Origin of the sequence: Serratia sp. ME47, from assembly GCF_903970925.1 — a bacterium.
GTDB lineage: Bacteria > Pseudomonadota > Gammaproteobacteria > Enterobacterales > Enterobacteriaceae > Serratia > Serratia ureilytica.
Window position 1 is genome coordinate 55336 of the sequence record NZ_CAJCKE010000022.1, and the last position, 20632, is coordinate 75967.

At 62.8% G+C, this 20632-nt stretch carries 12 protein-coding genes; 7 read left to right on the forward strand and 5 right to left on the reverse strand.

Annotated features, from left to right (window positions below; all coding sequences use genetic code 11):
* Positions 1–407 precede the first annotated feature (407 nt).
* Positions 408–10424 carry a non-ribosomal peptide synthetase gene (locus H7A77_RS19270; RefSeq protein ID WP_182074516.1) on the forward strand — a complete coding sequence of 3339 codons (10017 nt, stop codon included), beginning with the start codon at positions 408–410 and terminating at the stop codon, positions 10422–10424.
* A gap of 136 nt (positions 10425–10560) precedes the next feature.
* Here H7A77_RS19270 and gabD read toward each other — a convergent pair whose 3' ends face one another.
* Positions 10561–12036, reverse strand: coding sequence for an NADP-dependent succinate-semialdehyde dehydrogenase (gene gabD / locus H7A77_RS19275; RefSeq protein ID WP_182074517.1), 1476 nt, complete (start codon positions 12034–12036; stop codon positions 10561–10563).
* Positions 12037–12247: 211 nt separating this feature from the next.
* Here gabD and H7A77_RS19280 point away from each other — a divergent pair, with 211 nt between their 5' ends.
* Positions 12248–12463, forward strand: coding sequence for a glycogen synthase (locus H7A77_RS19280; RefSeq protein WP_004935234.1), 216 nt, complete (start codon positions 12248–12250; stop codon positions 12461–12463).
* A 42-nt stretch (positions 12464–12505) separates the two neighbouring features.
* Here H7A77_RS19280 and H7A77_RS19285 read toward each other — a convergent pair whose 3' ends face one another.
* Complete coding sequence (locus H7A77_RS19285) at positions 12506–13420, reverse strand: pyridoxamine 5'-phosphate oxidase family protein (RefSeq protein ID WP_182074518.1); 915 nt, start codon at positions 13418–13420, stop codon at positions 12506–12508.
* A gap of 4 nt (positions 13421–13424) precedes the next feature.
* Positions 13425–14042 (reverse strand): glutathione S-transferase family protein, encoded by a 618-nt coding sequence (locus H7A77_RS19290; RefSeq protein WP_182074519.1) that lies wholly within the window; start codon positions 14040–14042, stop codon positions 13425–13427.
* Positions 14043–14140: 98 nt separating this feature from the next.
* Between H7A77_RS19290 and H7A77_RS19295 the strand changes: the two genes are divergently transcribed.
* From H7A77_RS19295 to H7A77_RS19315, 5 genes are all read left to right on the forward strand, one after another.
* A complete protein-coding gene (locus H7A77_RS19295; protein ID WP_176589046.1) occupies positions 14141–15052 on the forward strand; it encodes a LysR family transcriptional regulator in 912 nt (303 codons plus the stop codon).
* Between the two features lie 147 nt (positions 15053–15199).
* Entirely contained in the window at positions 15200–15997 is a 798-nt protein-coding gene (locus tag H7A77_RS19300) for an alpha/beta hydrolase (protein ID WP_182074520.1), read from the forward strand.
* A 1-nt stretch (position 15998) separates the two neighbouring features.
* Complete coding sequence (locus tag H7A77_RS19305; RefSeq protein ID WP_182074521.1) at positions 15999–16370, forward strand: RidA family protein; 372 nt, start codon at positions 15999–16001, stop codon at positions 16368–16370.
* 58 nt (positions 16371–16428) lie between these two features.
* Positions 16429–17616 (forward strand): amino acid aminotransferase, encoded by a 1188-nt coding sequence (locus H7A77_RS19310; protein WP_047025409.1) that lies wholly within the window; start codon positions 16429–16431, stop codon positions 17614–17616.
* Between the two features lie 20 nt (positions 17617–17636).
* On the forward strand, positions 17637–19034 hold the full coding sequence (locus H7A77_RS19315) for an amino acid permease (protein WP_147838102.1): 1398 nt from the start codon (positions 17637–17639) through the stop codon (positions 19032–19034).
* 36 nt (positions 19035–19070) lie between these two features.
* On the opposite strand, the gene paaY is transcribed toward H7A77_RS19315, so the two are convergent.
* Together paaY and paaX are read right to left on the reverse strand one after the other, a co-directional pair.
* Positions 19071–19667, reverse strand: coding sequence for a phenylacetic acid degradation protein PaaY (gene paaY, locus H7A77_RS19320; RefSeq protein ID WP_033643617.1), 597 nt, complete (start codon positions 19665–19667; stop codon positions 19071–19073).
* Positions 19668–19679: 12 nt separating this feature from the next.
* Positions 19680–20618 carry a phenylacetic acid degradation operon negative regulatory protein PaaX gene (gene paaX / locus H7A77_RS19325; protein ID WP_046687375.1) on the reverse strand — a complete coding sequence of 313 codons (939 nt, stop codon included), beginning with the start codon at positions 20616–20618 and terminating at the stop codon, positions 19680–19682.
* Positions 20619–20632: the final 14 nt, after the last annotated feature.

Genomic DNA, 20632 nt, shown 5'->3' on the forward strand with positions numbered 1-20632 from the left:
TATTCCGACACCGTACGCTTTGGAATAGCGCAACTGAAAGATGCGTGTTTTAATTTAAGAAGATTCTCTTTTTTATCGATTTTTCCGCGATACCTTTAAATTAGATTTATTTATATTAAATATATTCCCATCCTTGATTTTAATTTATTTACAATAGTTATTTTATTTATGAATGAAAAGCCAAGATTCATTTTTAAATGATAAATTATTTTTTATGTCATTGTTTTTATTGGTTTTAGTTTATTTGTGTTTTTGTAGCTTTATTTTTTATAAAAATAAAATAATATTCGCTCTTATGTTTTTTAAGTTTTCGCCTAACAGCTCAATCGCATAACCATCACGTTATTTATGCCATGCATAAATATCTATTCATATATTATTGGAATATATTAAAAGGGAATTGATTCATGGGCGCGATCATCGCTTCACCCTATACCCACACGTTTTGGAATGAATACGTCCTCAATCCACACTCCTGCGAGTACAACCTGGTGCTGGATCAGACCATTGAGGGGGCGCTGGACGTCGATCGACTGCGCGCGGCGGTCGAGGGCGTGTGCCGGGACTATATTCTGTTTCACCATGTCCTCGACGACAGCTCGCCGCAATTACGCTGGGTAAAGACGGAGAAGAAAATTGCGTTGGAAACGCTTGATGCCGATTGCGATGCCGGTAAATTAATCAATACGCCGTTCGATCTCCGGGAGGGGCCGCTGTGCCGCTTCTACCTGATTGAGTTGGCGCCGCAGCGCTATAATTTGATCATTGTCGTTCATCACATCCTGATCGACGGCCTGTCCGGCCAGGAGTTCTACAACGCCGTTTCCGCCTATTACAATCGCGGGGCTGCCGTGGCGCCGCCGCAGGCGGATGAAACGGACATTTGTCGATTGTACCGGCGCTATGAGGCGGATATCGCGGCGTTGAAGCAGGACTTCGCTTCCGCGTCATTCTGGGGCGACCGGTTGGCCGAATGCGCCCCGCGCGTAGCGTTGCCTTATCTCCCCGGTGAAGCCCCCGAAGCACCCGGCGCCGGTGAAGTGCGCTTTACGTTGCCGTTCGCCGAGTGGCAGGCGCTGAAGTCCGGCGTCAGATATGCCAACCCATTCCTGATATTCAAAACGCTGTGGGCGTTGCTGATCGCCCGGCAATCCGCGCAGGACACGGTGCATATCGGTTATCCCGTCGCGCCGGACGGCGGCGAGCCGCTGTTTTTCGGCGCCCAGGTCAACACCGCGGTGTTTCCCTTAACGCTCGCCCCGCAAGCCACGTTCAACCAGCTGTACCGCGCGACGCTGGCCTACAGCAAAGCGCTCAAGGCGACGGGCAAGCTGCGGCACAGCCAATTGCCGGTTTATGACATGCTGAACCTCAGCCCGGTGCGCGAGCTGAACGTCAATTTCACTCAGGCTTACCTGAAAGATGCGCCGCTGGCGATTGACGGTTGCCGCATCGGCGTCAATCACCGTTACAACGTCGATCTGGCCGGTTCGGAACTGCTGCTGGAGTATCAGCCGACCGAGCAGGCCTTTGAGTTTCGCCTGCGTTATCGGCCCGATCTGTTCGACGCCACGCAAATGGCGGAGATGGCGGATCAGTATCTCGGGCTATTGCGGCGTGCGCTAACCGAACCGGACGCGCCGATAGCCGCGTGGCCGCAGCTCACGGCGCAGCAGGTTTTACGCTGCCGCGACGCCTGGGAGAGCGAGCCGGACACGGCCGACCCAGGGGCGACACTGCTCGACGGCGTGGCTCGCCAGGCGCGCCGTCATCCGGAACGCATCGCCGTAACCGATGCCAACGGTTCGCTCAGCTACCGCCAACTGGCGCAGCGCAGCGATCGCCTGGCAATACGGCTGAGGGAAGAATATCGCCGGTTGCGCGGCGCCGCCATGCCGCCAGAGACGCTGATCCCGCTGTATCTGCAGCGCAGCGCGGAAGCGGTGGTGGCGATGCTGGCCATCATGAAGGCGGGCGGCGCATATGTGCCGCTGGATCCCGCGGCGCCGGCGCAGCGCCTGGAATATATTCTGCAAGAGGTGAACAGCCCCATCGTCCTGACGGAAAGCGCATTGCAAGGGGCGGCGCAGCGACTGGCGCCGGACGGCGTTTGCCTGGCGGCGGATGAATCGCTTGCCGATGCGGATGCCGCGAGCCTGCCGAATGTCGAAGCCCGGCAATTGGCCTACGTGATTTACACCTCCGGCACCAGCGGGCGGCCGAAAGGCACGCTGTGCGAACACCGGGGCGCGGCCAACATGGTGCGGGGTCATACGCAGCGTTTGCTGCGCAATGAATCGGGCGCGCTCAACTGCCTGCAGTTCGCGTCGCTGGCCTTTGACGCGCACGTGTTTGAAGTGTTCATGGCCCTGAGCAACGGCCACCGGCTGTTCATCGCGGGCGAGGCGCAGCGACGCGATCCGGCGCTGTTGTGCGGCCAAATGGCGGCCTGGGGCATCGAAGCCTGTTTCCTGCCGCCGGCGCTGCTTGGCACCTTGCCAGACCTGCCGGCTTCGGTGCGCTATCTCGCGACCGGTGGCGAGGCGACCGCGCAGGAGGCGCTCGACCATTACCTGGCCTGCGGCATGCAGGTTGCCAATCTGTACGGCCCGACCGAGGCTTCGGTCAGCGCCAGTCTGAATATCTATCGCCGCAACGGCGCGCGCAATATCGGCCACGCCATCGCCAATATGCGTTGTTATGTGGTTGACGAGCATGACAATCTAATGCCGCTGGGGGCGGAGGGCGAGCTGTGTCTGGCCGGCGTCGGCCTGGCGCGCGGATATCTGAACCTGCCGGCGCTGACGGAAGCCGCATTCGTCGCCAATCCTTTTGAACTGCGTGAGCCTTACCGGCGCCTGTATCGCACCGGCGACCGGGTACGGCGCTTGGCCGACGGCAGCCTGGACTATCTTGGGCGACACGACCAGCAGATCAAGATCAACGGCTATCGCATCGAGTTGGGCGAGATCGAAATGCAGCTGCGCGCGCTGCCCGAGGTGGCCGAGGCGGTGGTGACCCTGCGCCCCGGCACGACGGACCAACTGGCGGCCTGGTATGTGCCGAAGCCCGGCGCGACGCCGCAGGCCGGCGACCTCTTGCAACGCCTGGCGGCGCAGCTGCCGCATTATATGTTGCCGTCGGCGCTGTCGGCGCTGTCGGCGCTGCCGCTGACGGTGAGCCGCAAGGTCGATTACCGGGCATTGCCGGAACCGCTGCCGGTCGAGCGGCAAACGGCGTTTCGCCAACCGGGCACGCCGCTGGAGACTCAGCTTTCTACACTGTTCAATCGGCTGCTGGGCGGCCATGTCGGCATGGACGACAACTTCTTCCGCCTCGGCGGCAACTCCATTATGGCCATCAGGCTGTGTCACGAAGTGAATAAATTGCCGGGGGCGAAGATCTCGGTGCTGACGTTGAATCAGCATCCGACGGTGGCCGCGCTGAGCGAGCATATCGCCGCTCAACGGCAGGCGCCGTCGGATGAGCCGCCCATCCTCGCCGGCGGGCTGCGGGAGGGGCCGTTGTCGCTTCAGCAGTCGCGATTGTGGTTTGTTCAGCAACTGTCGGCGGACGCCACGCACTATCTGTCGCCGGTGCTGCTGCGGCTGGCGCCGGACATCGATGACCAACGTTTTGCGGACTGTCTGCAGGCGATCGTCGAGCGCCACCAGATCCTGCGTAGCCTGATTCGCCAGAATGAGCGGGGCGAAGCCAGCCAGTGGGTCAGCGACGCCGTGCTGCCGGTGCCTTTGCTAACGGTGAGCGGCGCTGAGTTTGACATGGCGCTGGCGCAGGCCTGCAGCCGGCCGATGGATTTGACGCGCGAGCTGCCGCTGCGCGCCACGCGCTATCGTTACCGCGATGCGGCGGGCGGGGAAACGGCCGTTTGTCTGTTGGTGTTCCATCACATCGTCTTTGACGGTTGGTCGCTTGAGGTGCTGCTGCAGGAGCTGGACGCGCGCTATCGGGGAACGTGGCGTAAAGCGACAGAGCCGGCGCTGCAATACCTCGACTATGCCTGCTGGCAACACGCGCCGGAAAATGTGCAGCGCCGGGCCGACGAATTGGCCTTTTGGCAACGAGAGCTGGCGGGCTGGCAGCCGCTCTCGCTGCCGGTAGATTTTTTGCGGCCGGCGGTCTTCGACGTACGCGGCGACAACAGCGAAGTGCCGCTGCCGGCGGCGCTGGTGAAGGCGCTGGAGGCGTTGGCGCGCCGAGAGGGCGTGACGCTGCATGCCGTGATGCTGGCGGGGTTCATGCTGTTGCTTGCCCGCTACAGCGGTCAGAACGATGTGATGGTGGGCACGCCGCTGGCGAACCGCAATCGCCCTGAGCTGGGGAATCTGATCGGATTCTTTGTCAATACGCTGCCTTTACGCCGGCAGATCGACACGCGTCAGGGCGTCGCCGAGTTTGTGCGAGAGGTTGCGGCCACGACGCTGCGGGCGCAGCAGCATCAGACGCTGTCGCTGGAGGCGCTGGTGGACGCTCTGGCGCTGCCGCGCGACTTTTCGCGGCATCCGCTGTTCCAGGTCATGTTCGCGCTGGAGGGCGAGAGCGGCGCACCGACGCGTCCGGACTGGCTGTCGGTGGTCGATCTGAGCGCGGATGAGCGCACCGCCAAGTTCGATCTGACGCTCACGCTGACGCCGCAGGGGGAGCAGATGCGCGCGCGCTTCAACTTCGCGTCGGCGCTGTTCAGCAAAGCGTCGATGGAGCGGTTGGCCGGCTACTATCTCGCCCTATTGCAACAGATGGCGCGCCACGATGACTGGCCGCTGGAAAATATTCGTCTGCAGCCGCAGAGCCCGGCGCTGCCTGCGGCGCCGGCCTTTAGCTATGCGTTTGAACGTTGCCTGCAACAGGATTTCGTGCGGCATGCGCAGCGCAATCCGCAGGCCGTCGCGGTGATCGACGCGCAGGGGGAAATGACGTACGGCGAACTGCACGAGGCGGCGTTAACGCTGGCCACTCAACTGCGTGTGCAGGGCAAGATGACCGGCGACGCCATCGCCGTCGTCGCCGACAAGGGGCGCCGGCAGCCGATCGCCCTGTTGGCGGCGCTGATGTGCGGCAAGGCGTTTTTGCCGATGGAGGCGACATGGCCGCCGCAGCGGCGGCTGAAGGTGATGGCGCAGGCCGGCATCAATACGTTGCTCAGCGATGCGCCTTGGGCCTGCGACGAGATCAACCTGGTCGAACTGAATGCCGGCGGGCTGGCGGCGCAGTTGCCGCTGCCGGAGAGGCGCCTGCCGGCGGTGGAGGCCGGTCCTGACAGCCTGGCCTATATCATTTTCACTTCGGGCTCGACCGGCACGCCCAAGGGCGTGGCGATCGAACATCGCAGCGCGGTGAACATGCTGGAAGGCGTTCGGCGGTATTTTGGGTTCAACGAGCGGGATCGCAGCCTGGCGCTCAGCGCGTTGAGCTTCGATCTGGCGATCTTCGATATTTTCAGCCCGTTGAGCGCGGGCGGCGCGGTTGTGATGCCGGCCGAGCGAGATCGGGTCAATCCGCAAGCCTGGTATCAGCTGATGATGACACATCGAGTGACGCAATGGTTGAGCGCACCGGCCCTGATGGAGCTGTTGCTGGACTATGTAAACGGCGCGGGGCTGGCGGCCGGGCCTGCGCCGGCGCTGCGGGCGGTGATGGTGGGGGGCGACTGGATCGCCACCTCGCTGCCGGAACGCTGCCTGGCCTGGGCGCCGCACGTCCGCTTCTGCAGCGCCGGCGGCGCTACGGAGGCGGCGATCTTCACCATGCTGTATGAGGTGCCGCGAGGCGAGAAAATTCGCTCGGTCAGCATCCCTTACGGTAAACCGTTGCCGCACCAGCGTTGCTACATTCTGGATGCCGGACGACGGCCCGCGGCGCCGGGCGTGCGCGGGGAGATCTATCTGGCCGGTGAAGGGTTGGCGCGCGGGTATTACGGCGATCCGCAACGCACCGCCGAGAGTTTCTTCTGGCATGAGGAGCTGCAGGAGCGGGTGTATCGCACCGGCGACGCGGGCCGGTGGCTCGAGGACGGCAATGTGGAGTTCCTGGGGCGTCTCGATCAGCAGGTCAAGCTGAACGGCTACCGCATCGAGCTGGGTGAAATAGAGCATGCCGCGCTTGCCTATCCGGGGGTGACCGCCTGTTGTTGCGTGCTCGTCACCGCCCCTCAGCCCTGTCTGGCCGCTTACTTCGTTGCCGATGAGGCGATCGCCCCGCAGGATTTGGCGCAGCATTTGAGCAGCCAACTGCCTCCTTACATGGTGCCGCAGGCGCTGATGCAGCTGGCACAGCTGCCGCTGACCGAAAACGGCAAGATAGCCCGACAGGCGTTGCCGCCGCCGAAAAGGACGGCGCGCGAGTTTGTCGCGGCGCAGAACGAGCGGGAGAACGCTTGCCTGGCGGTGTGGCGCGATCTGTTGCAGCGGCAGGATATCGGCGTGGAGGACAATTTCTTCACGCTGGGCGGCAATTCCCTTCTGGCGATCCAGGCCTGTTACCAGCTCGGTCAACGGTTGGGGATCGAGGTGACGTTGAGCGAGCTGGGCCGGTTCCCGACGATCCGTTCATTGTGCCGTGCGTTGCTGCGGCAGGGGGAGGGCGCCGCGCCGATGTCGATCCCGCCGCTGCGGCAACGCGAGTATCCGCTCTCCGCTTCACAGCTGCAGCTGTGGTTTATCGAGAACCTGAACGGCGGCGGCAATCTTTATCATGTGCCGATGCTGTTCCGTCTCGGCGACGATGTCTGTCTGACGGCTTACGAGCGCAGTCTGCAGGCGGTCGTCGCCCGGCATCAGGTGTTGCACAGCCTGATTGCCCAGAAGCCGTCCCAAATTGCCGTCGCCCGGGCCTGTGAACAAACGCTTTCGCTGGAGCGCGTGGCGCTGGAGGCGGCGCGCTGGCCGGACAGACTGCGGCAGGATATCGATCGGCCGTTTGCCCTGGAGGCGGAGTTGCCGATCAGAGCGAGCGTTTACCAGGTGGTGCAGCCTGATGGCGGGCGGGTGACTTACAGCCTGATCCTGGTGCACCACCTGGCGTTTGACGGCTGGTCGCAGCCGGTGCTGCTGCAGGAGTTGGATGCGCTGTATCAGGCGCAGCGGCAAGGGCGGGAGGCTGAGCTGGCGGCGTTGCCGTTGCAATATGGCGACTATGCCGTCTGGCAGCGGCGCTGGCTGGACTCCGCGCTGGCGGATGAGGCGAAAGCGTATTGGCGACAAGCGCTGGATGGGTGGCAGGCGCTGGAGATGCCGCTCGATTTCGTGCGGCCGGCGCGCTTCGATCATCGCGGCGCCAATCACGTCATCGCGCTGCCGGAGGCCCTGACGATGCAGGCGGCGCAGTTCGCCCGGCGGCAAGGCGTCACGCCGTTTGCGCTGTATCTTGCGGCCTTTAATCTGCTGCTCGGTTACTTCAGCGGCCAGCAAGACATTCTGGTCGGTACGCCGGTCGCTAACCGGCCGGTGGCGGAGACCCGCTCGGCGATCGGATTCTTCGTCAATACGCTGCCGTTGCGCTCGCAAATAGACGATGCGGCGTCGCTGAACGATTATGTGCATCGGGTCTTTGATGGCGTGCTGCAGGCGCAGCGGCATCAGAATTTACCGTTGGATCAGTTGATTGAGCTGCTGCAGGTGCCGCGCGATCTGTCGCGCCATCCGCTGTTTCAGACGCTGTTCGCGCTGGAAGAGGCGGGTGAAGCGCCGGCCTGGCTGGCGCCGCAGGATCTGTTGACACACTATCAGGCGGCCAAATTCGATTTGACGCTGAGCATACAGTCGGCGCCGCAAGGCGGCAGGGCGATCTTCAACTATGCCACCGCCCTGTTTGCACCGGCCACGCTGGCGCTGTTGGGTGAGTATTATCTGACGATCCTCACGCAGATCGTCAATCACGGGGAGCAGCGCGTCAGTCAGTTGGCGCTGGTATCGGCGAGTGAAACGGCGCGGCAGCGCGCCTTCCGTCAATCCTGTCCGCCGGCCTACGATTTCGAACGCGCCATCCATCATGATTTTATCCGTCAGGCCGAGCGCGATCCGCAGCGGGTGGCGATCGTCGATGAATGGGGTGAGCTGAACTACGGTGAGCTGTATCGGCGTGCGTTGGCGCTGTCGTTGCAGCTGCGCGAGCATGCGGATATGCGCGCCGACACCATCGCGGTGATGGTGGACAAAGGGCGGGCGCAAATCATTGCGGTGCTGGCGATCCTGATGGCCGGCAAGGCCTATTTGCCGCTGGACGGCGCCTGGCCGGAACGCCGCCGCCTGGATATCGTCGCGCAGTCGCAGACCCGGATTATCCTCAGCAGCCGGGCGTGGGCGGCCCACGGTAACGCCAGACTGTTGACGATCGATCCGCAAGGTGCGGTCAACGCGTTACCGCCGGCGGCGCCGGGTGAGCCGGTCTTGCCGGCGCCTTCCGCGCTGGCCTATGTGATCTTCACCTCCGGTTCTACCGGCACGCCGAAAGGGGTGGCGATAGAACATCGCGGCGCGGTGAACAGCATCATCGATACCTTGCACCAGCTGGAACTCGGCGCGGACGATCGCGGGTTGGCGCTCAGCGCGCTGAGCTTCGACATTTCGGTGTTCGATATTTTCGGCCTGCTGTCGGTGGGCGGCGCCATCGTGATGCCGTCCGAAACCGAACGCTATCAGCCGGAGGCGTGGCATCGGTTGTTGATGACTCAGGGGGTGACCTTCTGGAATTCCGCGCCTTCGGTGATGACGCTGCTGGTGGAGCAGTTGGAGTCCGCCGCGTCGCAGGCGCAGTGGCCGCATTTGCGCAACGTGGTGCTGGTGGGCGAGGTGATCTCGCGTTCACTGCCGGCGCGCATTCGCCAATGGCGGCCAGGGTGCCGGGTAGTCAGCGCCGGGGGCGCGACCGAAAGCTCCATTTGGTCGATTTTGTACGACATTCCGGAAACGCCGATCCTGGCGCCCAGCGTGCCTTATGGCCGGGCGATGGCCCATCAGCGTTTCTATGTGCTGGATCGCCATCTGCGCGTGTTGCCGCCCTGCTTACCGGGGGAGCAGTACATCGGTGGGGCCGGCGTGGCGCGCGGCTATTACCGCAATCCGTCGCTGACCGAGGAAAAATTCATCTACCATCCGGAACTGGGGGAGCGGCTTTATCGCACCGGCGATGCCGGGCGCTATTTGCCGGACGGCAATCTGGAGTTCCTCGGCCGTATGGATTTTCAGGTGAAAATCAATGGCTACCGCGTCGAGCTGGGGGAGGTCGAGCAATGTGCGCTGGCGTTCGGCGCGATCAAATCCTGCTGCGCCGTGGTGCTGTCAGAGGCGCATCGGCAGCGTCTGGCGCTGTATTACGTCAGTGAGGCGCCGCTGGAGGAGTCGGCGCTGCTGGCCTTTATGAGCGGGCAATTGCCGCTATACATGCTGCCCGCGGCCCTGGTGCGGCTGGAAGCGTTGCCGTACAACTCCAGCGGCAAGCTGGATCGCAAGGCGTTGCCGGCGCCGACGGCGAATGAGCCGCAGGCCTATGTCGCTCCCGCGAACGCGCTGGAGCAGCAGTTGTGCGCATTGTGGCAGGAGGCGCTGCAGTGCGAGCAGGTCGGCATGACGGACGATTTCTTCCTGCTGGGCGGCACTTCGATCAAGGCGATCTCCCTGTGCGTCGGCATGGGCGAACTGATGGCCGCGCCGGTGCCGGTGGTGCAGCTGTTGCAAAGCCGCACCCTGAAAAATCTGCTGGCCGCCAACGAGCGCCGTTTGGTCATGCCGCTTAACCGCCGGACAGACGGCGTGCCCGCGGTGTGGATGATCCACCCGGCGCTGGTGGGCGCGGAGGCGTTTCATGCTTTCGCTCAGCCGTTGCAAGGGCGACTCAATTGCTATGGCGTCGATAACCATAATCTTTACCATCAACCGACCATCGACTCGCTCGGCGAGCTGGCCGAACGGTATTTAAACGACATGATTGCCGCCGGCCTGCTGCAAGACGCCGGGCCGGTGCGCATTCTCGGGTGGTCGCTGGGGGGCATCATCGCGCTGGAGATCGCCGCTCGCCTGGAGGCGCGCGGCTGCCGTAACGTGCAGCTGTATCTGCTGGACAGCTTCTATCGGCAGACCACGGCGGAGCTGCCGCTGGAGCAACTGCTGCCTGCGCTGGGCATCGAGGGCGAGGCGGCGACACGCGCCATGGCCGCCGGGCAGGCGGAGCGGCGGCTGTCAGAGGGAAGGCTGAGCCGCCGATTGCAGACCACGAAAGTGATGCTGTTCAAGGCGATGGAGGGTAATCCGCAGTTGCCAGAGGCGATAACGGCGCCGCTGCTGGCGCTGGAAGATAATGGGCTGGGCGCGGTTTGCGCGCAGCTCAAGATTATCCCGCTGGCTTGTCACCACCATAATATCTTGCAGTGTGAGGAGGCGATCGGCAACGTACTCAATCAGGACGCCTGATTGGCTCACCGGCTCCGTACAGGCAGGCGGAGCCGGCAAGCCAGGCATTGCGGCGCAGGGGCCGAGGAAGGCGAGGACTAACGCGGTCGCTTTCCTCTGCGCGCGTCAGCGGCAGCCGATATGGATAGCGACCGCATCAGGCGCCCAGGCCGCCGAGGCACAGGTATTTGATCTCGAGATAGTCTTCGATGCCGTATTTTGAGCCTTCACGGCCCAAACCGGAGTGTTTCATGCCGCCGAACGGCGCCACCTCGGTGGAGATCAGCCCTTCGTTGATGCCGACAATGCCGTACTCCAGCGCTTCGGCCACGCGCATCACCCGGCCGATGTCGCGGCTGTAGAAGTAAGCGGCCAGGCCGAACGGCGTGTCGTTGGCCAGTTCGACGGCGTCGGCTTCCTGGCTGAAGCGGATCAGGGGCGCCACCGGGCCGAACGTCTCCTCGCGGAAGATTTTCGCCGTGCGCGGCACGTCGGTCAGGATGGTCGGGCTGAAGAAATTGCCGCCCAGCGCGTCAGGCTTGCCGCCCAGCAGCACCGAGGCGCCGTGCTCGACGGCGTCGGCGATGTGCTCGCGCACTTTCTCCACCGCGTCCGGGTTAATCAACGGGCCGATGGTGACGCCGTCATCCAGGCCGTTGCCGACTTTCAGCTTGGCGACGGCGGCTTTCAGTTTGGCGGCGAAGGCATCGTATACGCCGTCTTGCACCAGAAAACGGTTGGTGCAGACGCAGGTCTGGCCGGCGTTGCGGTATTTCGAAGCGACCGCGCCGGCCACGGCGGCGTCCAGATCGGCGTCGTCAAACACGATAAACGGCGCGTTGCCGCCCAGCTCCATGCTGGTTTTCTTGATGGTGGGCGCACACTGGGCCAGCAGCTGCGCGCCGACTTCGGTGCTGCCGGTGAAGGAGAGTTTACGCACGTCCGGGTTGGCGGTGAGTTCGCCGCCGATGCCTTTGCTGGGGCCTGTTATCACGTTGCACACCCCGGCGGGCAACCCGGCGCGCTCCGCCAGCACGGCGATCGCCAGCGCCGAGAACGGCGTCTGACTGGCGGGGCGGATCACCCCGGTGCAGCCGGCGGCCCAGCCGGGGCCGGCTTTACGGGTGATCATCGCCGCCGGGAAGTTCCACGGGGTGATGGCGGCGAACACGCCGATCGGCTCTTTTTGCACGATGATGCGGCGACCGGCCTGCGGCTGTGGAATGGTGTCGCCATACACCCGCTTGCCTTCCTCGGCGAACCATTCGATAAAGGAGGCGGCATAGGCGATTTCACCGCGGCTTTCGGCCAGCGGTTTGCCCTGTTCCGCCGTCATGATGCGCGCCAGATCTTCCTGATTTTCCATCATCAGCTCAAACAGCCGCCGCAGCTTGCCGGCGCGCTCTTTGGCGGTCAGCGCGCGCCAGGCGGGCAGCGCTTTTTTGGCGGCGGCGATGGCGCGAGCGGTTTCTTCGGCGCCGAAGGCCGGCACGTGGCCGATCCGCTCGCCGTTGGCGGGGTTATGAATGGCGATCGTGCGGCCTTCCTGGGCCGGCAACCATTGCCCGTCGATGTAATTGGCCTCGCGGAACAGCGTGGGATCCTTGAGGGTGGCGCGGATACTGATGCTCATGAGTCTCTTCCTTTGCTGAGTTCAACGGAGTGGTCTATTCCATACGGCTCCCCTTTACCCTAGCAAACTTTGCCGCCGCCGTTTGCCAACGCGACGACAAGATGGCCGTTTTCTCACTGCGCATCTTCTGTACAAAAAATATCCGCCGTCGGGTCGATACTGAAAGAGCAGGCATATGACCCTTTTCGATGTGATTAAAAGGAGTGTGCGAATGATGAAATCAGTGGACAGACATCTCGCGGCCTACGGCAGCGAAATGGATTTTTTGGCGTCGAGCATCGCCCTGATGGAATGGCAAGGGCGGCAGATTGACGCCGGGCAGGTGGCCGGCAATATGTCGGAGCAGCAAAGCCGCCTGTTCTTTGCGCGGTTGAATTATTTTCGTCAGCTTTATCAGGCCGCATCGGCGGCCGAACACAGCCTGTAATTTCCGATCCAGCCCCGCCGCCGCGGGGCTTTTCATTTCAGCTCAGCGGCGCCACACCCCGGTCGCCAGCGTCGCCGGCGAATACTCCAGATTGCGCCCTCGCCACGGCAGCGCCGCCGCAAAACGCCAGGCGCGGCGCACGTCAAATCGCCAATAGCGTTCCGCCCCTTCGACGCCGGGATCCCCTTCCGCCTGCCAGAGGATCTGCGTTTCCCCCTGCATATGCAGCACGTCGCCGCGATCGAAATCGATGAACAGCAGCGCCGCCCGCGGTTCGGCCAGCAGATTGCCCAACGTGTTCATGTAGCGGTTGCCGCGAAAGTCCGGCATCCACAGCGTGTCGCCTTCCAGATGGATAAAGCCGGGGCGGCCGCCGCGATGGGAAATATCCACGCCGCCCTGCGGCAGTGCCAGGTGCGCGCAGCTGGCGACGAAGCAGGTGTCCGCGGCGCGGATCAGCGCCTGCGCCGCCGCATCCAGCACGGCCAAATGCTCAACCGGCTGCGGCCGGCTGTCCACCGGGTAGAGTTCGCGGCGCTGAATGTACTGCGGGCAGTTGCCGAAGCTTTGCTGAACGAGGATTTCCACCCGGTTTTTGTCGGTGCGGCCGACGGCGCCGTTGGCGCGGTTGCGCCGCCGATTGCTGAAATCCAGCCCCAGCGTGCCGACCGGCTTGCCGGGCAGCAACAGCGCCTGGGCGGGATCGTCGCTGCGGCGCGGCGCGCTGATGCGTAAGTGCGTGTCGTCCGGCGTGCGTAAAAATCCGGGCGGGCCGGTGAACAGGGTGGCGATGGGCCAGCCTTGTTCATCCAGCGTGGCGACAAACAGGTAGGGCAGCGCGGCGAAAAACGCGCGGTGCTGATCCGGCATCGCGGGGTAGATGCCGCCGCCTACGCCGCCAAACCCGGCCAGCGTCTGCGCGCGCAGCTCATCGGGATGGAACAGTTGCGGGATCATGGCGTCAGCTCCCCGCCGGTTCCGGCAGGGCCGGCATGGCAAAGAAGCCGGGCAGTGCAGCGATGCGCGCCGCCCAGCGACGTATCGCAGGGTAAGGCGACAGTGAAATGCCGCCTTCAGCCGCGACCGCCACGTAGCTGTGGCAGGCCAGATCGGCGATGGTGGGGTGTTCGGTGGCCAGGTAGTCCCGCTCGCTCAGATGCTGTTCCATCTGCGGCAGGAAACGCTCGCTGACCGCCCGCGCCGCCTGATAGTCCTCCGGCACGGCGAATTGGGCGATCAGTCGGCAGGCCGCCGGGCCATAGCGGACTTCACCGGCGGCTTTGGAAAGCCAGGCCTGCACTCGCGCCGCCGCGGCCGGCTGTTCCGGCAGCCAGTGGCTGTCCGGCGCATAGCGCTTCACCAGATAGACCAGAATGGCGTTGCTGTCGGCCAGCGTCAGATCGCCATCCTGCAAGACCGGGATCTGGCCGAACGGGTTGAGCCGGCGGAAGGCTGCGCTCTGCCGTACGTCCGCCGAGGCTTCGACCCATGCATAGGGCAGCGCCAGCATGTGCAGCAGCAACGCCACGCGATGAACGTGGCCGGAAAGCGGGGTGCCGTAGAGTGTGATGGTGGACATGGCGTTTCTCCTCAGTGCTTTTTGTCAGCATACTCTTGCGTTGAACGAGCGAAATCCGGCAATGTGGAAATTGATAATTTCACTTTTCGGAAGAATCTATGGATCGGTTAGACGAGTTGGCGATTTTCGTGGCGGTGGTGCAGCAAGGCAGCCTGGCGGCGGCCGGGCGCAAACTGCGGCGTTCGGCGCCGGCGATCACCCGGGCCATCGCCGCGCTGGAACAGCGTTTCGGCACCCGATTGGTGGAGCGCACGACCCGGCGGCTGGCGCCCACCGAGGCGGGTGCGCGGCTGTTGGAGCGCGCGCAACGGCTGCTGCAGGATTATCAGGCGGTGGTGCAGGATACCGCCGAAGCGCAGCTGAGCGGCTTGCTGCGCATTACCTCGCCGGTGCAGTTCGGCCGCCGGTACGTGGCGCCGGTGGTGATGGCATTTCTCGATGATTACCCGCAGATGCAGATCGAAATGGTATTGAACGATCGCAATCTCGATCTGATTGACGAAGGGTTGGATATCGCGGTGCGCATCGGTCATCTGCAGGACTCTTCCCGCGTGGCGCGGCGGCTGGGGCAGGTCAGCCGGGTGACGATCGCCAGCCCGGATTACCTGGCGCGCTGCGGTGAACCGCGATCGCCGGCGCAGCTGGCGGAGCACGCCACCATCGTCGGCACCCAGCGGCCGTCGCTGCGCGAATGGCGCTTCGGCCCGCAGGAAAACGGCGAGCGCGTGCGATTGACGCCCCGGCTGTTGCTCAACGACGTGGAAGCGCAACTGCTGGCGGTGCGCGCCGGCAAGGGCGTCGCCCGGTTGCTCTCGTATCAGGTGGCGGACGATTTGGCCGCCGGTACGCTGGTGCGGCTGTTGACGGATCATGAGCCGTTGCCGATGCCGGTACAGCTGGTGGCGCAGCAGGCGCAGCACATGCCGCTGAAGGTGCGCGCCTTTTGGGATTATGCATTTGAACGGCTCAGCGCCTTGCCGCAAATTCAGCTGGACGGGCGGGGGAAATAAACGCAAAAAGTTTCATGGGTTAAACTTTTTCATTATTCATCAGGTTTTATTTTACCGGGCGCGCATTGCTGATGCGCCCGTCTTGACAATAATTTTGTCGGTGCTAATAGTTAATTCACATCTTAAATAATAAACGAAGTTTAATATATGAAACCACTTGCGGGGAGTTATGACAACGGCGCCACGGTGGATAATGAAGCGGCTATTTTGACTTCATTTCAAACCCGCAGCGCGGCTGTTTATAAACAGACGCGCCATGAAAATAATATTGCTTATGGCAACGGCGAACGTGAAACATTTGATTGGCTCTATTCTGCAAAGCAGCATCAGGGGACGTTAATTTTTATTCACGGCGGCTATTGGCAATTTTGCGATAAGGCGGATTTCGCCTTTATCGCCGCCGGGCCGCTGGCGTTGGGTTTTGACGTGGTGTTGGTGGAATATGCGCTCGCGCCGGCGGTGGATCTCGACGAAATATGCCGACAGATCGGAATGGCGCTGGATGCCATTCAGCGCCGCCTGCCGCCGCACTACGCCCATCCGGTTTATCTGTGCGGCCATTCCGCCGGCGGGCAGTTGGCGGCGCTCTGGCAGCAGCATGCGTTGGTGGATGCCGTCTTTCCCATCAGCGGCCTGTTCGAGCTGGCGCCGCTGCAACAAAGCTATGTCAATCGGGCGCTGCAGTTGACCACGCGGCAAATTGAAACGCTCAGCCCGGCGCGCCGCCTGCCGACGCGCGGCAAGTCGCTTACGCTGTATTACGGCGCATTGGAGCTGCCGGAACTGAGAGGTCAGTCGCAACACTATCATGCGGCGCTGCGCCAACGCGGGCTGCCGGCTGAACTGGTCGCGGTGCCAGGCGCCAACCATTTCACCATCCTGGATGCGTTGTTCGCCGCCGACGGCGCGCTGCTTCGCCAACTTGACCACCACGGGAACCACTGACATGCGCGAGATTGTAGAGACCGGGCTGCCGGATATCGGCCAGCCTTTTTCCTGGGCCACCCGGGGCGGCGGCATGCTGTTTACCGCCCACGGCCCGGTGCGGGCGGACGGCAGCATCGACACCGGCGCGCCGGAGCGACAGATTGCGCTGACCTTCGATAACCTGGCGCAGACGCTGAAGGCGGCGGGCAGCCACAGCGATAAGGTGCTGCAGGTGATCGTGTATCTTACCGACGTTAACGACGTTAAATGGCTCGATGATATTTACCAGAAATACTTTAATTATCCTTATCCCAATCGCTCCACGGTTATCGTCGAGAAATTGGTGGTGCCCGGAATGAAAATAGAAATTACCGTCAGCGCCATCGCCTGATTTAATTTCTCCTTAAGCCTGTCTTCATATTAATTCAATAACGAGTTAAGGATGCGTCATGTTTAAACAGATTGCACCTTCCGCCGCCGATCCTATTATGTCGCTGATGGAAGCCTATTTGCAGGATCCCAATCCGAAAAAAGTGAATTTAGGCATTGGGCTGTATTACGATCGGCAGGGGAATATTCCGCTGATGCAGGCGGTTGAGGCGGCCGAGCAGCGGTTGCTGGCGCTGCGCCGCCCGCACGGTTATCCGCCGATCGAAGGTTCGCCGCAGTTCGCCCGCCAGGTGCAGGCGCTGCTGTTCGGTGAGCAACAGGCGGCCGAGATCGCCACGGTGCAGACCGTCGGCGGCTCCGGCGCGTTGAAGCTGGCGGCGGATTTTTTGCGCCACTTTCTGGCGCGCGGTGAAATCTGGGTGTCCGATCCTACCTGGGCCAATCATTGGGCGATTTTCGAAGGCGCCGGGCTGCGGGTGAATACCTATCCCTACTTTGATGAAGCGGCGGGCGGCCTGCGTTTCGCCGCCATGCTCGACGCGCTGGACAGCCTGCCGCCGGGCAGCGTGGTCTTGCTGCACCCTTGTTGCCACAACCCAACCGGCACCGATCTGACGGCGGAGCAGTGGCGCGCCACGCTCGCCGTGCTGCAACGACGCAGCCTGCTGCCGCTGTTCGACATCGCCTATCAGGGCTTCGGCGACGGGCTGGAGGAAGACTGCTTTGCATTGCGCGAAGCGCTGAAAACCGATCTGCCGTTTTTGGTCTGCAATTCGTTTTCCAAAAACGTCGCGCTGTACGGCCAGCGTCTGGGCGCGCTGTCGGTGCGCTGCGCCGACGCGGAAAATGCCGCCAACGTCAAAGGGGCGTTAAAAACGCTGATCCGCCGCAGCTACTCCTGCCCGCCGACGCACGGCAGCCAGATCGTGGAAACCCTGCTCGGCGACGCCGAACTCGGCGAGCTTTGGCGCGATGAGCTGGCGGAAATGCGCTCACGCATCAAGCAAATGCGTGAACAGCTGGCCGCCGGGCTGGCACAGGGCGGCTCTTCGCTGGATCACCGGCGCATACGCGATCAGCGCGGCATGTTCAGCTATACCGGCCTGAACGAAGCGCAGCTGCAGACCCTGCGGCAGCGCTATGCCATCTATCTGGTCTCGCCCGGCCGCATGTGCCTGCCAGGGCTTAACCCCGGCAACATTGACTACGTGACCGCCGCGATCCTCGACGTCACCCGCACCGCCTAACTCCGCTCGGGAACCCAGCCATGCCACAGATGAATGATTTTGAGCATATCGCCCGCCGCCAGGGCGGGTTGAACAAGCATCTTACCGCCGGGCAGATGTCGATGCTGGCGATCGGCGGCGCCATCGGCACCGGGCTGTTTCTCGGCAGCGCCTACGCCATTCAGATGGCGGGGCCGTCGGTATTGCTGAGCTACCTGATCGGTGGCGTCATTGCGCTGCTGCTGATGGGCAGCCTGGCGGAAATGACCTCCGAACACCCGACGCCCGGCTCGTTCGGCGACTACGCCGAATTCTATCTCGGCCCGCTGTTCGGTTTTCTGGTGCGTTACTCTTACTGGTCTTGCGTGGTGCTGGCGGTGGGCACCGAAGTCACCGCCATCGGCATGTACATGCAGTTCTGGTTCCCGGCGACGCCGACCTGGCCGTGGGTGCTGCTGTTCTCGGCGGCGGTGATCGTTGTTAACGTGATCGGCGTGAAATCGTTCGGCCAGGTGGAATACGCGCTGTCCACCGTCAAAGTGACGGCGATCGTGGCGTTTATTCTGATCGGCATCGGCATTCTGGCGTTCTCGGGCAACCCGGCCTACGGCCTGCGCAACCTGACCGCCGGCGGCTTTATGCCGTTTGGCGTCAAGGGCATGTGGTTCGCGGTGATCGTGTCCATCTTCAGCTACCTGAGCATTGAAATGATCGCGGTGGCCGCCGGCGAGGCGAAGAATCCGGTGATTGCGGTGAAGGCGGCGTTCAAGGGCACCATCGTGCGGCTGTTCATCTTCTACATGCTGTCGATCGCCCTGATGCTGGCCATCGTGCCCTGGCGCCAGTCCGGCACCGGCGAAAGCCCGTTCCTGATGGCGATGAACGTGATCCATCTGCCCGCCGCCGCCGGTATTTTCAACTTTATCGTGCTGGTAGCGGCGCTGTCGGCAATGAACAGCCAGCTGTATATCACCACTCGCATGATGTTCTCGCTGTCGCGCGCCGGGCAGGCGCCGGCGGCGTTGGGGCGCGTCAGCCGGCGCGGTATTCCGGTCAATGCGCTGGCGATGTCGTGCATCGGTATCGTGGTGTCTATCGTGCTGAGCCTGGTGGCGCCGGAAACCTCGTTCGCCGCCATGATGTCTATCTCGGTGTATGGCGCCTGCTTTACCTGGCTGATGATTTTCGTCACCCACCTGTTCTTCCGCCGCCGGCATCGGCAGACCCACCTGAAATTTCGCATGTGGGGCTTTCCCTATACCACCTTGCTCGGCGCCGGGCTGATGGCAGCGTTGATGATCTCGACGGCGTTTACCGAATTCTTCCGCATGACGCTGTGGTTCGGTATTCCGTTCACCTTGCTGCTGGTGGCGGCTTATCACTTCCAGAGCCGCCGCGCGGTTGCGCCGTCGCCACTCAAGGCACCGGAAGTGGAGTAATGAGAGGGGACTGAGGTGCGCCTTCAGCCCCTGAGACTAAAGCTGGCTTTTCGGGATCAGGTGGTCGCCGAAGCTCAGGCGCCGGCGGCCCGGTTCGATTTCGGTCAACGGCGCCACTTCGTGCAGCGAGGATTTGCAGCGCTGCACCAAATCCTGATACTCGCGGGTGCCGGCGATCTTCCAGGCCAGCTCCTGTTCGGTCAGATCGCGCAGCACGCGCGCCGGGCTGCCGACCACCAGCTTGTTGGCTTCGATCACCGCCGCGGCTTTGACGAACGCCATCGCGCCGACGATGGTGTTCTCGCCGATCTCCGCACCGTCCATCACCACCGCGTTCATGCCCACCATCGCGTTGCGGCGAATGCGGCAGCCGTGCAGGATGGCGCCGTGGCCGATATGGCCGTCTTCTTCCACCACCGTGTCCTGCTGCGGGAAGCCGTGCATCACGCAGTTGTCCTGAATGTTGGCGCCGTCGCAGATCACCAGGCGGCCAAAATCGCCGCGCAGGCTGGCGTTCGGGCCGATATACACGTGTTTGCCGACGATCACGTCGCCGATCAGCACCGCCGTCGGGTGCACGTAACTGCTGGGGTCAACGACCGGCGTCAGGCCGTCAATCTGATACACAGGCATAGCGTGAGTTCCTTAACATGTAGGGTCGCGCGGCAGGCCGCCGAAGCGCCGATAGTAGCCGGCGGCCGGCGCGGGCAGGGCGCCGATGGTGGTCTCCGCCAGCGCGCTGACGTAGTCCGTCGCGGCGCGATCGACCTGCTGATAGAGATTGATGCACAGATTGCGGGCGATCTGGCCCTCCCACTGGGCGGGCAGCAGCGCATCCGGCAGCAGCGGATCTTTCAACACCACGCGACGGAAGAAGTGAATCAATAATAGCTTAATCTGGAAACAGCGCAGCGGCGTCAGCGCCGCCGGGTCGACTTCGCGCAGCAGCGCCATCAGCGGCCGGAAAGAGACGATAAACTCATGATAACCGGCCGCCACCTCGCTCAATGACCAGCAGTCGGCCACCAGTTTCTGCAGCGTTTGCTCGGAGCGGTTGTAGGGGTAATCGGCGCGGAAGTAGATCACCTGCTCGCTGGCGTTCAATTCGCCGAGCAGCGCCGTCACGTCGGTTTGCGCATGGGTGGGGGCGGCCATCAGGTTGTTGGCGATCTGCCCGAACCCGAGCCAGCCCAGCTCTTTTTTCAGCCGCGCGCGCGCGTTTTTTTCGGCGCATTCCAGCAGCAACAGCTCCCATTTGCCGTCCCAGGCGGGCTGCTCGCGCAGATAGATCTTCGATTCGGCGTGGCGGAACTGGCGCATTCCCTGCTCGGTCACGCGGTAGAAGCTGCGGCGGCCGATTTTCTCCACCGCCAGCCACCCCTCTTTCTGCAGGCGGAACACCGAGGTGCGCACGAAACGATCGCCGAAACCGAAGGCCTCCAGCAGCGCGCTCAGGCTGCCGAGCCACACTTCGCCGCCGCGGTGGCTGAGCGCGTCGCCGTACAGCGAAATGATCAGCGACGTGCCGCTGATCGGTTGGGCGTCGACGGCATGGCGAATGAACTCATCCAGTTTATGTTCCATATTTTTCCATGAGT

Bases quoted from the DNA above. Each gene is read 5' to 3' on its own strand.
- H7A77_RS19270 (WP_182074516.1), top strand. From the start codon at position 408: ATGGGCGCGATCATCGCTTCACCCTATACCCACACGTTTTGGAATGAA.
- gabD (WP_182074517.1), bottom strand. From the start codon at position 12,036: ATGAGCATCAGTATCCGCGCCACCCTCAAGGATCCCACGCTGTTCCGC.
- H7A77_RS19280 (WP_004935234.1), top strand. From the start codon at position 12,248: ATGATGAAATCAGTGGACAGACATCTCGCGGCCTACGGCAGCGAAATG.
- H7A77_RS19285 (WP_182074518.1), bottom strand. From the start codon at position 13,420: ATGATCCCGCAACTGTTCCATCCCGATGAGCTGCGCGCGCAGACGCTG.
- H7A77_RS19290 (WP_182074519.1), bottom strand. From the start codon at position 14,042: ATGTCCACCATCACACTCTACGGCACCCCGCTTTCCGGCCACGTTCAT.
- H7A77_RS19295 (WP_176589046.1), top strand. From the start codon at position 14,141: ATGGATCGGTTAGACGAGTTGGCGATTTTCGTGGCGGTGGTGCAGCAA.
- H7A77_RS19300 (WP_182074520.1), top strand. From the start codon at position 15,200: ATGAAACCACTTGCGGGGAGTTATGACAACGGCGCCACGGTGGATAAT.
- H7A77_RS19305 (WP_182074521.1), top strand. From the start codon at position 15,999: ATGCGCGAGATTGTAGAGACCGGGCTGCCGGATATCGGCCAGCCTTTT.
- H7A77_RS19310 (WP_047025409.1), top strand. From the start codon at position 16,429: ATGTTTAAACAGATTGCACCTTCCGCCGCCGATCCTATTATGTCGCTG.
- H7A77_RS19315 (WP_147838102.1), top strand. From the start codon at position 17,637: ATGCCACAGATGAATGATTTTGAGCATATCGCCCGCCGCCAGGGCGGG.
- paaY (WP_033643617.1), bottom strand. From the start codon at position 19,667: ATGCCTGTGTATCAGATTGACGGCCTGACGCCGGTCGTTGACCCCAGC.
- paaX (WP_046687375.1), bottom strand. From the start codon at position 20,618: ATGGAACATAAACTGGATGAGTTCATTCGCCATGCCGTCGACGCCCAA.